Origin of the sequence: Rhodomicrobium udaipurense JA643, from assembly GCF_000636015.1 — a bacterium.
Taxonomy (GTDB): Bacteria; Pseudomonadota; Alphaproteobacteria; order Rhizobiales; family Rhodomicrobiaceae; genus Rhodomicrobium; species Rhodomicrobium udaipurense.
The window spans coordinates 12075-25865 of sequence record NZ_JFZJ01000006.1 but is presented as its reverse complement, the minus strand read 5'-3'; the positions used below and the strand labels follow the sequence as shown (position 1 = coordinate 25865).

The 13791-nt window shown below is 62.0% G+C and carries 12 protein-coding genes; 6 read left to right on the top strand and 6 right to left on the bottom strand.

Going from position 1 to position 13791, the window contains the following annotated elements:
* The first annotated feature begins 94 nt into the window (after nt 1-94).
* Entirely contained in the window at nt 95-2308 is a 2214-nt protein-coding gene (purL, locus tag T281_RS01975) for a phosphoribosylformylglycinamidine synthase subunit PurL (protein ID WP_037233340.1), read from the top strand.
* Nucleotides 2309-2566: 258 nt separating this feature from the next.
* Here purL and bluB read toward each other — a convergent pair whose 3' ends face one another.
* From bluB to T281_RS01960, 3 genes are all read right to left on the bottom strand, one after another.
* Complete coding sequence (gene bluB, locus T281_RS01970; protein ID WP_155954997.1) at nt 2567-3220, bottom strand: 5,6-dimethylbenzimidazole synthase; 654 nt, start codon at nt 3218-3220, stop codon at nt 2567-2569.
* Nucleotides 3221-3225: 5 nt separating this feature from the next.
* Entirely contained in the window at nt 3226-3747 is a 522-nt protein-coding gene (locus T281_RS01965) for a protein tyrosine phosphatase family protein (RefSeq protein WP_081796529.1), read from the bottom strand.
* Nucleotides 3748-3913: 166 nt separating this feature from the next.
* Entirely contained in the window at nt 3914-4330 is a 417-nt protein-coding gene (locus tag T281_RS01960) for a protein tyrosine phosphatase family protein (RefSeq protein WP_037233334.1), read from the bottom strand.
* A gap of 273 nt (nt 4331-4603) precedes the next feature.
* On the opposite strand from T281_RS01960, the gene guaB reads away from it, so the two are divergent.
* From guaB to T281_RS01945, 3 genes are all read left to right on the top strand, one after another.
* The gene (guaB, locus tag T281_RS01955; RefSeq protein ID WP_013418777.1) at nt 4604-6100 is read left to right on the top strand and encodes an IMP dehydrogenase; all 1497 of its coding nucleotides are present in this window, start codon (nt 4604-4606) and stop codon (nt 6098-6100) included.
* A 334-nt stretch (nt 6101-6434) separates the two neighbouring features.
* On the top strand, nt 6435-6785 hold the full coding sequence (locus T281_RS01950; protein WP_037233330.1) for a DMT family protein: 351 nt from the start codon (nt 6435-6437) through the stop codon (nt 6783-6785).
* 94 nt (nt 6786-6879) lie between these two features.
* Nucleotides 6880-7641, top strand: a complete 762-nt coding sequence (locus tag T281_RS01945) for a fused DSP-PTPase phosphatase/NAD kinase-like protein (protein ID WP_037233409.1) — start codon at nt 6880-6882, stop codon at nt 7639-7641.
* Nucleotides 7642-7968: 327 nt separating this feature from the next.
* Here the strand turns inward: T281_RS01945 and T281_RS01940 are convergent, their stop codons facing one another.
* Nucleotides 7969-9816 (bottom strand): ABC transporter ATP-binding protein, encoded by a 1848-nt coding sequence (locus T281_RS01940; RefSeq protein ID WP_037233328.1) that lies wholly within the window; start codon nt 9814-9816, stop codon nt 7969-7971.
* Between the two features lie 372 nt (nt 9817-10188).
* Between T281_RS01940 and T281_RS18600 the strand changes: the two genes are divergently transcribed.
* Nucleotides 10189-10707 carry a hypothetical protein gene (locus tag T281_RS18600; RefSeq protein WP_155954996.1) on the top strand — a complete coding sequence of 173 codons (519 nt, stop codon included), beginning with the start codon at nt 10189-10191 and terminating at the stop codon, nt 10705-10707.
* On the opposite strand, the gene T281_RS01935 is transcribed toward T281_RS18600, so the two are convergent.
* Nucleotides 10704-10979, bottom strand: coding sequence for a hypothetical protein (locus T281_RS01935; RefSeq protein WP_037233325.1), 276 nt, complete (start codon nt 10977-10979; stop codon nt 10704-10706). The two genes, T281_RS18600 and T281_RS01935, sit on opposite strands and share 4 nt — an antisense overlap.
* A 170-nt stretch (nt 10980-11149) precedes the next feature.
* Between T281_RS01935 and T281_RS01930 the strand changes: the two genes are divergently transcribed.
* Nucleotides 11150-12286 (top strand): hypothetical protein, encoded by a 1137-nt coding sequence (locus tag T281_RS01930; RefSeq protein ID WP_037233323.1) that lies wholly within the window; start codon nt 11150-11152, stop codon nt 12284-12286.
* A 197-nt stretch (nt 12287-12483) separates the two neighbouring features.
* Here the strand turns inward: T281_RS01930 and eno are convergent, their stop codons facing one another.
* Nucleotides 12484-13764 carry a phosphopyruvate hydratase gene (gene eno, locus T281_RS01925; protein ID WP_037233320.1) on the bottom strand — a complete coding sequence of 427 codons (1281 nt, stop codon included), beginning with the start codon at nt 13762-13764 and terminating at the stop codon, nt 12484-12486.
* Between the last annotated feature and the right edge of the window lie 27 nt (nt 13765-13791).

The following is a 13791-nucleotide window of genomic DNA, read 5'->3' as shown; positions in this document are numbered from 1 at the left end:
GTTTGAAGAAACGACCTCGCCTCAAACCGGGCATGCCCGCCCAGCGGGGAGATGGGTCGCGCCGTTAAAGCGGCCCGCGTACAGGATCATCTCGATGCCCGCCACCGATACCTCCGTCATCGCCACCGAAGAACTGGCCGCCGCCCACCGCATGGGCGCCGAGGAGTTCCGCCTCGCCTGCGAGAAGCTCGGCCGCGCGCCGAACCTCACCGAGCTCGGCATCATCTCGGTGATGTGGTCGGAGCATTGCTCCTACAAATCGTCGCGCGTGTGGCTGAAGAAGCTGCCGACAACCGGGCCGCATGTCATCTGCGGACCGGGCGAAAACGCGGGCGTGATCGACATCGGCGACGAGCAGGCGATCATCTTCAAAATGGAAAGCCACAACCACCCGTCCTTCATCGAGCCCTATCAGGGGGCGGCGACGGGCGTCGGCGGCATCATGCGCGACGTGTTCACCATGGGCGCGCGGCCCATCGCGCTGCTGAACGCGCTGCGCTTCGGCGAGCCGGACCACCCGAAGACGCGCCATCTCGTGGCGGGCGTCGTGGCCGGTATCGGCGACTACGGCAACTGCATGGGCGTGCCGACCGTTGGCGGCGAGACGAATTTCGACGCGCGCTACAACGGCAACATCCTCGTCAACGCGATGTGTGTCGGGCTGGCGGACGCGAACCGCATCTTCTATTCGGCGGCGGCGGGCGCGGGCAACCCGGTCGTGTATGTCGGCTCGAAGACAGGCCGCGACGGCATCCATGGCGCGACCATGGCCTCCGCCGAGTTCGACGACAATTCACAGGAGCAGCGCCCGACCGTGCAGGTCGGCGATCCATTCGCCGAGAAGTTGCTGCTCGAAGCCTGCCTCGAACTCATGGCCGAAGACGCGATCCTCGCCATTCAGGACATGGGCGCGGCTGGCCTCACCTCATCGTCCGTCGAGATGGCGGCGAAGGGGGGCTCCGGCATCGAACTGAATCTCGACCTCGTACCGCAGCGCGAGGAAGGCATGACGGCCTACGAGATGATGCTGTCGGAAAGCCAGGAGCGCATGCTGATGGTGCTTCGCCCCGGCTCGGAGCCGCTGGCGGAGCGCATCTTCCGGAAATGGGAACTCGACTTCGCTGTGATCGGCACGACGACCGACACCGGCCACCTCGTGCTGCGCCACAAGGGCGCGCTGGTCGCCGACCTGCCAACCGGCATCCTCGCGGACGAAGCGCCGATGTATAATCGCCCCATCGCGCCGAAGCCTGTGCCCGCCGTCGTGTCCGCGGAGGACGTGCCCGCGCCGAACAGCCTCGGCGACGCGCTTACCGCGCTCATCGGTTCGCCGCACCTCGCGTCGCGCCGCTGGATCTGGGAGCAGTACGACCACATGGTCATGGACGACACCGTCGTGCGTCCCGGCTCGGACGCGGCCGTGGTGCGCATTCACGGCACGAACAAGGCCGTCGCGCTTACGACCGACGTCACGCCGCGCTACTGCTACGCGGACCCGTTCGAAGGCGGCAAGCAGGCCGTCGCGGAGACGTGGCGCAATATCACCGCAGCGGGCGGCAAGCCGCTTGCCATCACCGACTGCATGAATTTCGGCAACCCCGAGCGCCCGGAGATCATGGCCGAGTTTGCCCGCGCTATCGAGGGCATGGGCGAAGCCTGCCTCGCGCTCGAATACCCGGTCGTGTCGGGCAATGTCTCGCTCTACAATGAAACGAACGGCGAAGGCATCCTGCCCACGCCCGCGATTGGTGGCGTCGGCCTCATCGCCGATGTGTCGCGCGTGGCGACGGTTGCGCTGAAGCCCGGCGACGATATCGTGGTGCTGATAGGCGCGGAAACCGGCCATCTCGGGCAGTCGCTCTATCAGAAACAGGCGACAGGCCGCGTCGAAGGCGCGCCGCCGCCGGTCGATCTTGCCGCCGAAAAGAAGGCAGGCGATTTCGTGCGCCGCCTCATCGAGGCAGGCATCACGGGGACGGTGCACGATATTTCGGACGGCGGCATTCTCGTCGCGCTGGCTGAGATGGCAATCGCCGGCACGCGCGGGCTCACCTTTGCCCCGGCTGACGGTCTCGCACCGCATGCGGCCGCTTTCGGTGAGGAGCAGGGCCGCTATCTCGTCGGGGTGTCGCGCGATGAAGCGGCGCGAGTGCTCGACGAGGCGAAGGCTGGCAGCATACCCGGTCGCATCGTGGCGGAAGTCGGCGGCGATGCCATCGTGATCGGCGGCGAAAAGCCACTCCCGGTCGGCGAGCTTCGGCGCGCGCATGAGGACTGGTTCCCCGCGTTCATGGGCGGCAAGCGCTAGCGCGGCGGACTTTTGCGGGGAACCACCGGGCGGGGATCGAGCCACGCGATGCAATCCCGCGGGATTGCCTCCAACCCGGCGAGCCAGTTTGGCCTACTGGTGCCAGTGAATTTTACATTTGATTCACGCCCGCTGGTGGCACCGCAAGTTGCCAATGCTCTTGAGGCGCATACATTTGCCAGGAGTGTGCAGCAAATGTGGAGCAAACGTATGCGCCAGAGCACCGGACATCATTCAATCCGAACGGGCTTTGCAGAGTTAGCGCCGAATGACGACCGTGGCCGGGTCGCTGCGCCGTTCCCACTTCACGCGCTCAAGTTCGGGTGTGCTGGCCTCTTCCAGCGGGTAGCCGACACAGAAATAGCCGATGAATTGCCAGTGCGGCGGCACTTCGAGGTCGCGCGCCACGCGGACGGGATCGAGGATCGACACCCAGCCCATGCCGATGCCTTCGGCGCGCGCGGCAAGCCACAGCGTATGCATCGCGCTGACGACCGAATACGCGACCGTTTCCGGCATGGTGCGGCGGCCAACGGTGCGGCCTTTCTCCGGGTCCGGCTCGGCGAAGGCGGCGAGTTGCACGGGGGCCTCGCGAATGCCCTCAAGCTTCAGCGAGGCGTAAAGCGATGCGTTGTCGCCCGTGTAGGACGACAGCGCCTCAGCGTTCGCATCCTCGAAATTGGCGGCGATCAGCCTGCGCTTCTCGGCACTTTCCACGAGGACGAAGCGCCACGGCTCGCTGAGGCCGACGGAAGGCGCAAGACAGGCGAGACGCAACAGACGCTCCATCGCGCCATCGGGGAGCGGGTCGGTCCGGAAGCGCCGCACATCGCGCCGCCACACAATGAGATCCTCAAGCGTTGCGCGAAAGCCCTGGTCGAAAACCGGAGGCGCGCCCATGTCCGTCCGCATGTCCCTCACTTCTCCAAACGCGTCAGGATCGGGCTCACGTCGTAGCCCGCTTCAGCCGCCGTTTGCACGATATCCTGTGCGGAACGCCTCCCAGCTTGGGAAAGGGACCAGAGCAACGTGGCGCGTGTGCCGGAGCGGCAGAAAGCCAGCGTCTTGCCCTTGCTTTCATCGAGCGCCTTGCCGAAAGCCGCTGCGTCCGCATCCGTGATCGCGCTCGGGCTTGTGATCGGGATATGGATGGCCTTCATGCCGTTCGCCTCGGCGGCCTTCTTTATTTCGGCGAATGTCGGTTGATCGGGCGCCTCGCCATCGGGCCGGTTCGAGATGATGGTGGTAATGCCTTGCGCGGCGTAGGCCGGGATGTCGTCCAGCCGGATTTGCGGCGCGACGGAGAGTGTCTTCGTCAGCGGTCTCGCGGGGATGGACGCGCTCTTCTCCGCGATGAAATGAACGTCGGACGGACGCGCCAGGTCGGGCTGAGTTGCGGTCGCAAGCAGATAGATCCCTAAACAGGCCTCACAGATCATCGGCGTACTCCCTTTGCGATGCGGTCAGCTTTATATAGCGCTCTTTCGAGACGCAGCCACCGTGCAAACGGCGACCATCTGGCGCGGATCGGGGCCGAAGCCCCGTCTCTGTGCCGCATCCCAAGGCTGGCCGTCTAGCCTTGCGAGCATCGCCCGCTTCTCGAACCTACTTTTCGAGGCGCTGATAGACCGGGCTGATGTCGTATCCGGCGCGCATGGCCGTCAGCGCGATCTGCTGCGCGGGGATTTTGCCTGCCTGCGAGAGCGACCAGATGAATGTGCTTCGCGTGCCGGAGCGACAGAAGGCGAGCACGGGCTTTTCCGCCTCGGCCAGTTCCTTTTCGAAGATCTCGGCATCGGCGTCGCTGATCGCGTTGGCCGCGCGGATTGGGTGATAGATCGTCTTGATGCCGTTCTCCCGGGCGACCTTGTCGATTTCGATGAAGGTCGGCTGACCGGGCGACTCGTTGTCCGGACGGTTGCAGATGATCGTCTTTATCCCTTTTGACGCGATTTCGGGAATATCCGACGGCTCGATCTGGCCCGCGACATCAAGATCATCCGTGAGCTTGTGAAGTTCCATGCAACTTTATTCCTTTCATCCATCGGATTTACGATCGAAAGGAAAACATATGCTTCGCCTTTGCAGATCTCAACTGCTTTGAAGCCGTCCAAAGACGAATATCGGTGATCGCAAATTGATGCGTTGCGCCGTCTCGCGACAGCGGTCGCGATGGCCTTGGGAAATGACAGGCGCCGCTCCATTTTACAGAATGCCGCGGGGATGCTAAACCGCAGGAAATTCCACGCAAAACGGCAGCGCCGGATCTGATCCCCGGCGCGCAAGGATTCATAGATGGCCATTATCCGGCAGAAGACGGGGCTTACCTTCGACGACGTGCTTTTGCGTCCCGGACATTCCGAGGTGCTGCCCTCCGAGACGGACGTCACGACTTTTCTCACGCCCACAATCAAGCTCACCATCCCGATCATCTCTTCCGCCATGGACACCGTGACCGAGGGGCCGCTCGCCATCGCAATGGCGCAGGCCGGCGGCATTGGCGTTATCCACCGAAATCTCAAGCCCGAAGAACAGGCGCAGCATATCCGCCAGGTGAAGAAGTTCGAGAGCGGCATGGTGGTGAACCCCGTCACTATCGAGCCGACTGCCACGCTGAAGGACGCCCTCGAACTGATGAAGGCGCACGGCATCTCCGGCATTCCGGTGGTCGAAGGCGTCGCGAACGGCAATGGCGCGCCCGAAGGCAAACTCGTCGGCATCCTCACCAACCGCGACGTGCGCTTCGCGAGCAACCCTTCGCAGCCCATCCACGAGCTGATGACGAAGGAAGACCTCATCACAGTGAGGGACGGCATACCGCGCGATGAGGCGAAGCTCCTGCTTCATAAATACCGCATCGAAAAGCTGATCGTTGTCGATGACAAATACCGCTGCATCGGCCTCATCACCGTGAAGGACATCGAGAAGGCCGAGCGCTACCCCTACGCCAGCAAGGACGAGCAGGGCCGCCTTCGCGTGGCGGCGGCGTCATCGGTCGGCGAAGACGGCTTCGCGCGGAGCGAAATCCTCATCGACGCGGGCGTGGACGTGCTTGTGATCGACACGGCGCACGGCCATTCCCAGCGCGTGCTCGACGCCGTGGCGCGCATCAAGAAGCAGACGAACTCGGTGCAGATCATCGCAGGCAACGTCGCAACGGCGGAAGGCACCAAGGCGCTGATCGACGCGGGCGCGGACGCGGTCAAGATCGGCATCGGGCCCGGCTCGATCTGCACGACCCGCATCGTGGCGGGCGTCGGCGTGCCGCAGCTCACCGCGCTGATGGAAGCCGCCGAGGCGGCCGACAAGCACGGCATCCCGGTCATCGCGGACGGCGGCATCAAATATTCCGGCGACATCGCGAAGGCGCTCGCGAGCGGCGCGTCGTCGGTGATGATCGGCTCGCTGCTCGCGGGCACGGACGAAAGCCCCGGCGAGGTCTATCTCTATCAGGGCCGCTCCTACAAGGCCTATCGCGGCATGGGTTCGCTCGGCGCGATGGCGCGCGGCTCGGCTGACCGCTACTTCCAGGCCGAAGTGAGCGACACGCTGAAGCTCGTGCCGGAGGGCATCGAGGGGCAGGTGCCTTACAAGGGGCCGGTCGGAAGCGTGCTGCATCAGCTCGTCGGCGGGCTTCGCGCGGCGATGGGCTACACCGGCACGCGCACGATCAAGGATCTCCACGAGAAGGCGGAGTTCATTCCGATCACCAACGCGGGCCTGCGCGAGAGCCACACGCACGACGTGACGATCACGCGCGAGTCGCCGAACTACCCGATCGGCAACCACTAAGAACGGAGTGATATGCGATGGCGTAGCGTACGCGCCATCGCATCGTTAAGCGCGTCACGGTTTCGAACCGTAAGCTCATCGACCCGGCGGAGTTCCGCTATCTCGGCGGACTTTTCGTGATTCACTAACGCGCGCCGTCGTAGAACTCTCGCAAGCGACCCGCGGTTCTGGTCGAGCATGAGCGTGTCGCAAAATCTGCGTCCCATTCGGCTCCTGGTCGGGATCGACCGCGTTCGAATCGACTGATGCCGCGCCGCGCTGGCCTTACGCCCGGCGACCATGAAAGGCGTGCGCATCGCCCGGCGAGGCTGCGCAAAAGAAAAGGATAACACGGATGGTCTCTGCGAATATCCTGCCTGTTCTTCTGCTCCTCGCCTCCAACGTCTTCATGACATTCGCCTGGTATGGTCATCTGAAATTTACCGACCGGCCGCTCTGGATCGTGATCCTGGTGAGTTGGTTCATCGCATTTTTCGAATATTGCCTCGCGGTTCCGGCGAACCGCATCGGAAGCACGGTCTATTCCGGCGCGGAACTGAAGGCGATGCAGGAAGTCATCACGCTGATCGTCTTCGCAGTGTTCGCGATCACCTATCTCGGCGAACGGTTCACGATCAATCACGTCATCGGTTTCAGCTTTATCGCTCTCGGCGCCTTCTTCGTTTTCAAAGCTCCGATATCGTAAGACGCTGGTGGTGTGCATAAATTTTTGGCGCTTGGACGCGCGCCCAGAAGCGGGCTATATCAAAAGTCAGAGAAATCTCAACGCCACAGGTTGCATGGCCTTCAATCCGTTCCGCTCCGTCAAGCGCTTCCTGAAGCCCTATTCCAAGGCAATGGGCGGCAGATACCGTCTTTGGCGGCATAAACTCGACGCGCGCGCGCCGGAACGCATCAGGCGACGAGCGAACAATGTGCTCGACTATTTCGACCTGTTCTTCATGGATCACCACTTCTTCCGCTCGATCTATTCGAACCGGCATCAGATCGCGCCGGGCGTTTGGCGTTCCGCGCAGCCAAGTCCCTCGCATATCGCGTGGCTCGCGAAGCGGGGCATCAAGACCGTCGTCAACCTGCGTGGAGAGCGCGATTGCGGCAGCTACCGGCTTGAAGCGAATGCCTGCGAGCGTCATGGCATTCGGCTGATAAATTTTCAGCTCCAGTCGCGAATGGTTCCGCGGGTCGACGTGATCCGGCAGGCGCGCGCGCTTTTCGACGAGATCGAGTATCCCGTGTTGTTCCACTGCAAGTCGGGCGCGGATCGCGCCGGGATGATGAGCGCGCTGTTGATACATATGAAGGAGGGGCAGCCCATCGAGCAGGCCGCGAAACAGCTCAGCCTCAAATTCGGACACATCCGAAGTTCCGAGACGGGTGTTCTCGATTATCTCTTCGAGCGCTACCTCGCCGACAACACGGAAGAGCCGATGACCTTCTTCGAGTGGGTTGAGACGCGCTACGATCCGGGCGAGATCAAGCGTGGCTTCAAGCCGAGCCACTGGGCGAATTTCGTGGTCAACCGCGCCCTCCAGCGGGAATAGAAGCGGCGGGGCGGCAGCGTTCGAACGGCTTCCGCAACCGTTGTCTTTGTCTCCGGCATGGCTTGTCGGGCCCGTGTCCAACCCGCGTCAGACGCGGCGGCACCGCGCTTCGTGCAATGCGTGGGGGCGCATCGCAATGGATAGCGGGTTCGCAACAAGACGCGCGTCGCATCAGATAAGCCTGCGTAAAATCGAACTCGACCTGACGCAAGGAAGCTGATCGACAACCGAACCACAGTGTCGTGCCGCGTCTGATTTACGGCGACGCTTCAATCCGCAGCGGAACAACGTCGCATTCAGCGAACCGCGCAAAGCCTCATTGCACCGTCAGGCCGCGCTCTCTTCCGACGCCCTCTCCTGCTTTCCGCCAACCGCCGCGATGTGCTTCGCATAGTCTTGATCTTCCGGCGTGAGCATCTGCGACTTGCAGAACTGCGCGTAATCGCCGTCGCGCGCCAGAAGCTCGGCGTGCGTGCCCTTCTCGGTGATGCAGCCATCCTCCATCACGCAAATCATGTCCGCGTTCTTCACTGTGGAAAGGCGATGCGCGATGACGAGGGTGGTGCGCGACTCGCTGAACTTGGCGAGGGCTTCCTGCACAAGCCGCTCTGATTCGGCGTCGAGCGCGCTCGTCGCTTCGTCGAGCAGCAAAATGGGTGCGTCGCGCAAGATCGCGCGGGCGAGCGCCACGCGCTGACGCTGGCCGCCGGATAAACGCATGCCCCGGTCGCCCAGACGCGTGTCGTATCCCTCGGGCAATCGCTCTATGAAATCGTGCGCGTTGGCTGCCTTCGCGGCGGCCAGGATCTCGTCGTGCGTCGCATCAAGCCTGCCGAGCGCGATATTGGCCGCGACCGTGTCATCGAACAAGGTGATGTCTTGGCTCACGAGCGCCATCTGATCGCGAATCGATTCGACCTCGACCTCGCGGAGGTGCTGACCGTCAATCAGGATGCGGCCGCTCTGCGGATCGTAGAGACGCGGCACGAGATTAAAAATCGTAGACTTGCCGGCGCCGCTCTTGCCGACGAGCGCCACTGTCGTGTTCGGTTCAATCGTGAGCGAGAAATCCCGGACCGCGTTCCGTCCGTCATTATTATACGAGAACGAGACATTCTCGAACTCGATCCTGCCGCCCCCACTGAGCGTGAGCGGCTTGGCGTCCGGCGGCGAGACGACGCTCGGCTTCTCGGTAAGCACCTGATAGAAGCGCTCGGCAGCGGCAAGCCCCTCCTGAATGCGGTTGTTGAGGTTGCCGAAGGAGCGGATCGGTTGCGCCGCCATGAGGAGCGCCGCGATGAAGCCGGTGAAATCGCCGACCGTCTTCGAATCCTGCGAGATACGGTAAGCGGCGAGCCCAACGACACCCGCGACGGCAAGCCCGCCGAAAACTTCGAGTATCGGGTTCAGCGCCGCCTTGACGCGGACGGTCTTGCGCTGAAAATCCACCGCTCTTTCAAGCTGGTCGCTCACGCGATCGTAGGAATATTGTTCGAGGCGGTAAGTCTTGATCAGCCGCAGCGATGATAGATGCTCGATCAGCACGGCGGTCGTGTTGCCGATCTGCGCCCAGCCATGCGAGGCATATTTCCGCACGATGCGCCCGACCTGGGCGATGGGGAAAGCGGCCAGAGGATAGAACAGCAAGATGACGAGCGTCATCACCCAGTCGAGATAGAGCATCGAGATAACGAGGGAGAAGACGGTCAGCACATCGCGAATCGCGACCGTGAACACCGCCATGATAGCGCTTTGTACGGTTCCGAGATCGCCATTGACGCGCGTGACGAGGTTTCCGGGCGACTCACTGCTCAACCGCGCGAAATCGGCCTGCATGAGATGCGCGTAGAGGCGCTTTTGCATGTCGAGGCCAAGCGTGATGCTGATTCGGTTGGTATAGACCGCTTGCAGATAATCCAGCAGCCCCTTCAGCGCCGTCACCCCCACCATGGCGAGCATGATCATCCAGAGATAGTTCATCTCGCCCTTCGCGAGCAGGTCATAGGAATATTTGATGACGATGGGATAGAGGCCGGTCACGCCAGCGAGGATCGAAATCAGAATGAAGGCGCCGACCAGCCGCCAGAGGTATTTCCTGACGTGATCGGCCCACAACTGGCGTATGAGCCAGAACGAGCTTTTATGGACCGGACGATTTTGTGGACGTTTCGACATGTAACCGCGCGAGATTGAGGCGCGGTTACATGGCCGCGCACAAGCCTTGGCGTCAGCTTGCACAAGTGCCGTTCGCTGTCAAACGCCGCCCTACCGGAGGTTGATAAGTGCGGGGATATCGCCTTGGTTGGGCCGGATGGGGTTTCGCAACCCGCCACGGACAAACGGCGGAGGTCAACGCGCCGCCCAGTCAAAAAGAAAACGGCCCCCGAAAGGGCCGTTCGAAGCGATAACAGGGTAGCGCTACCAGCGCGAGCCCCAGCGCCAATGGCTGTGACGGGGGCCATGGCCCCAACCCGGGCGCGGACCCCAACCCGGGCCACGCCAGCCAGGACCGCGCGAACCCCAGCGCCAATGGCTACGGGCGCGGTTATGAAAGCCGCCCGAACCCCAACGCCAGTGCTGGACCTTCACCACCGCGTCGGCCTTCGCAACTTCGCTCTGGATAACCGAGGCTTGAGAAGAAACGGGAGCAGCCTGCACCGACGCCCCAAACAGAGCCGTGCATGCGACCGCAATCGCAACGACGTATTTCTTCATTTCAACAGACCCTATTTAAACGCTCCTTTTCTCGGCACACTGAGTATATGGTATGCAAAAAAGAAATCCAGCCCCCGCGACCATGACAATTTTTTTAGGAAAAGCGGCGAGTTCCGTCACAGAAGCACCGTAACCTCGCCAGAATTCCTGTTGGACGCTTTAGCAAGCGACATGTTATTTTTTTTCTTTCGGAATATCAATGACATGAGCGTCGCCACCGCTCGCGCGTTACTCGGAACCGCGCAAAATAAAACCCGCGGCCAAGCGAGGAGCTCAACCGCAGGTCATCAGATCGCTATGCGTTTATTTACACTGCAAAGCATGCATCAATTCGGGCGTGGTTCGCCCTAGCGGCGCGAACCCCAGCGCCAATGGCTGCGCGCGCGATTGTGGAAGCCGGGGCCACCCCAACGCGGACCGCGCGAGCCGGCGCGCCAATGGCTACGGTCGCGCTTGTGAAAGCCGCGCGAACCCCAGCGCCAGTGCTGCACCTTCACCGTAGCGCCCGCCACGACGGCTTCGGCCTGAAGCACCGGGGCCAAGGACGAGGCCGGCGCGGCTTGGGCAGAAAGACCAAACAGCGCGCCGAACGTAATGGCGGCCGCAAATGCAAATGCCTTCATAAGAAAATTCCCTCTCGTGATCGTTACGTTGGTGAGTCTACGGAAAAACACCGCTCAAAGCTATCAGTTCCAATCAACATTAATTTTACTACAGTTTGCCGTTCGCGCACCTCCTCGCCGCATTGCAATGTTAGTTAGCGCTGCCGAGAAAGAAAAAGAGATGCTTTATCATGACGGCTTACCGCCAATTCCTCTCCAAGGCTTTCGCCTGCGTTTTCCCCACACTTCTTTTGGCTACGCCGTTAACCGGCGTTGACGCCGCAACGCTCAAGCTTCGCACGAACCAGCAGATCATCGAGGATCTGACGCGGCAGGAGCCCAAGATCGACATGGCCAATGTCGATGCCGTGTTCGCGGCCGTGTTCGAGGCGCTGCCCGAAAAAGCAGTCGTGTATCCGACCGAGAGCTATTATTATTTCAGCTTCCCCTATAAAGGCATCGTCTATGCGGGCAATATCCGCTTCGACGCTTGGGACCAGTTCGATGGGAAGGTGCATTTCGCCTATTTCCCCGAATATGCCTTCTGGCGGAAGCCGCTCGATCCCTCCTACAAGAAGCTTGGCAAGGAAGACGGCGTAGACGTAAAGCAGATCGACAAGCTGCATTACACGGTCACGTTCAAAGGTAAGACGGTTGCGTTCGAATTGCCCGACCTGTCGAAGACGAAGCCCGCGCCGGGCGTTGTTCGAGACGACGAAACCTATATCGGTCCGATATGGGACGAGTCCGGCGTGAAGTTCGACCTCGTGTTCAACAAGCCGTCGAAGACGTTCCTCTACGTGCTGAACGATGCGCCGAAGGTCGATCAATATGAAGACGCGACTATACCCGGCGTGACGGTCGGCCACCGGACGAGTTTCGCGTTCTACAAGGACAAACTCGCCGACCGCCGCATCCTCATCGGCGTGTTCATGGGCAATACGCAGCTCAACAACTATTTCGACGGCCCCTTCGACCAGTTGCCGGACAATTTCATCGAGGGCGATGCGCTTCGCGACGCGCTGATCGAAGTCGAACCGAGCATGAAGGGCAAGATGGACCGCTACGGCTCCGATCCCAGCGGCGAAGTTCGCTACGCGATCACGACCTACATGTATTATGGCGATGTCGAAGATCTGAAGCCGATCGTCGATTGCGCGGCGAAGGAAACCGACGCGCCGAAATATTACGCCTGCTTCGACGCCAAACAGCCGGGCGAGGACGGCCCAGAGCAGGGCGACGGCAAGGGCGATGCGTCTGGCAGGGAGGCGACAGCCGCTTCCGAGCCGGCTGAACCGGCCCCCTCCGAAAAGAAGAAGACGAAGTAAACAAAAAGGCGGCCGGATTGGCCGCCTTTTTTGCGTTCGTAGATCTCACAAAGCGCGAGACTTCTGTGTCTGCTTAGCCGTGCACTGGAACGCGGATAGGTAATTACAGCGTCGTGCCGTAAATCACTTCGGCAGGACGCTGTAAGTTTCGGTTGTCTTCGCGGCGTCTAATCAAGTCCGATTTGACGCAGGCCAATTCAATGCGCGCCGCGCAGGATGCTCCGCCCCGCGAACACGGCCGTATCGCCAAGCTCTTCTTCGATGCGGATGAGCTGGTTGTACTTCGCGATACGATCCGAGCGCGATAGCGAGCCGGTCTTGATCTGGCCCGCGTTCGTCGCCACCGCGATATCGGCGATGGTCGAGTCCTCGGTCTCGCCCGAGCGGTGCGAGATGACCGCCTTGAAGCTCGCGCGCTGGGCGATGTCCACGGCGTCGAGCGCCTCGGACAGCGTGCCGATCTGGTTCACCTTCACAAGAATCGCGTTGCCCGCGCCCTTCGCGATGCCCTCGCGCAGACGCTTCGGGTTCGTCACGAATAGGTCGTCGCCGACGAGGTTCACCTTGCCGCCGATTTCGTCCGTGAGCGCCTTCCAGCCCTCCCAATCGTCCTCGGCCATGCCGTCTTCGATGGAGATGATCGGATAACGCGAAACGAGGTCGCGGTAGAGCGCCACCATCTGGCCCGCGTCGAGGCTCTTGCCTTCGCCCGCCAGCTCATACTTGCCGTTCTTGTAGAACTCGGTCGAGGCCGGATCGAGCGCGATGGCGATCTCCTCGCCCGGCTTGTAGCCCGCCTTCTCGATGGCGCGCACGACGAAGGTCAGCGCCTCGTCGGCCGACTTGAGGTTCGGCGCGAAGCCGCCTTCGTCGCCGACGTTGGTGCTGTGACCGCCGTCCTTCAGCAACTTCTTCAGCGTGTGGAACACCTCCGCGCCCCAGCGCACGGCTTCAGCAAGCGTCGGCGCGCCGAGCGGCGAAATCATGAACTCCTGAAAGTCGATCGGATTGTCGGCATGCGCGCCGCCATTGATGATGTTCATCATCGGCACCGGCAGCACGCGGGCGTTGACACCGCCGAGATAGCGATAGAGAGGCGCATCCGCCGCGATGCTCGCCGCCTTCGCGACTGCAAGCGACACGCCGAGGATGGCGTTCGCGCCGAGGCGGCTCTTGTTTTCCGTGCCGTCGAGGTCGATCAGCGTCTGATCGATGCGGCGCTGGTCCTCGGCGTCGAAGCCCTGAAGCGCGTCGTAAATCTCGCCATTCACCGCGTCGACGGCCTGAAGCACGCCCTTGCCGAGATAACGGGCGCCGCCGTCGCGCTTCTCGTTCGCCTCATGCGCGCCGGTCGACGCGCCCGACGGCACGGCCGCGCGGCCAACGGCGCCGTCTTCGAGCATCACGTCCACTTCGACGGTCGGATTGCCTCGGCTGTCGAGTATCTCGCGGCCGATGATGTCAGTAATGGCGGTCATGTAAACCTCGTGGAAACGAACGTGAGC

What these genes read in the sequence shown, in the direction of transcription:
- T281_RS01965 (WP_081796529.1), bottom strand. Translation starts at nt 3,747, where the DNA reads ATGATCTGTGAGGCCTGTTTAGGGATCTATCTGCTTGCGACCGCAACT.
- T281_RS01950 (WP_037233330.1), top strand. Translation starts at nt 6,435, where the DNA reads ATGGTCTCTGCGAATATCCTGCCTGTTCTTCTGCTCCTCGCCTCCAAC.
- T281_RS01945 (WP_037233409.1), top strand. Translation starts at nt 6,880, where the DNA reads ATGGCCTTCAATCCGTTCCGCTCCGTCAAGCGCTTCCTGAAGCCCTAT.
- T281_RS01930 (WP_037233323.1), top strand. Translation starts at nt 11,150, where the DNA reads ATGACGGCTTACCGCCAATTCCTCTCCAAGGCTTTCGCCTGCGTTTTC.
- T281_RS01940 (WP_037233328.1), bottom strand. Translation starts at nt 9,816, where the DNA reads ATGTCGAAACGTCCACAAAATCGTCCGGTCCATAAAAGCTCGTTCTGG.
- purL (WP_037233340.1), top strand. Translation starts at nt 95, where the DNA reads ATGCCCGCCACCGATACCTCCGTCATCGCCACCGAAGAACTGGCCGCC.
- bluB (WP_155954997.1), bottom strand. Translation starts at nt 3,220, where the DNA reads ATGCGGACGGACATGGGCGCGCCTCCGGTTTTCGACCAGGGCTTTCGC.
- eno (WP_037233320.1), bottom strand. Translation starts at nt 13,764, where the DNA reads ATGACCGCCATTACTGACATCATCGGCCGCGAGATACTCGACAGCCGA.
- T281_RS18600 (WP_155954996.1), top strand. Translation starts at nt 10,189, where the DNA reads ATGAAAGCCGCCCGAACCCCAACGCCAGTGCTGGACCTTCACCACCGC.
- T281_RS01935 (WP_037233325.1), bottom strand. Translation starts at nt 10,979, where the DNA reads ATGAAGGCATTTGCATTTGCGGCCGCCATTACGTTCGGCGCGCTGTTT.
- guaB (WP_013418777.1), top strand. Translation starts at nt 4,604, where the DNA reads ATGGCCATTATCCGGCAGAAGACGGGGCTTACCTTCGACGACGTGCTT.
- T281_RS01960 (WP_037233334.1), bottom strand. Translation starts at nt 4,330, where the DNA reads ATGGAACTTCACAAGCTCACGGATGATCTTGATGTCGCGGGCCAGATC.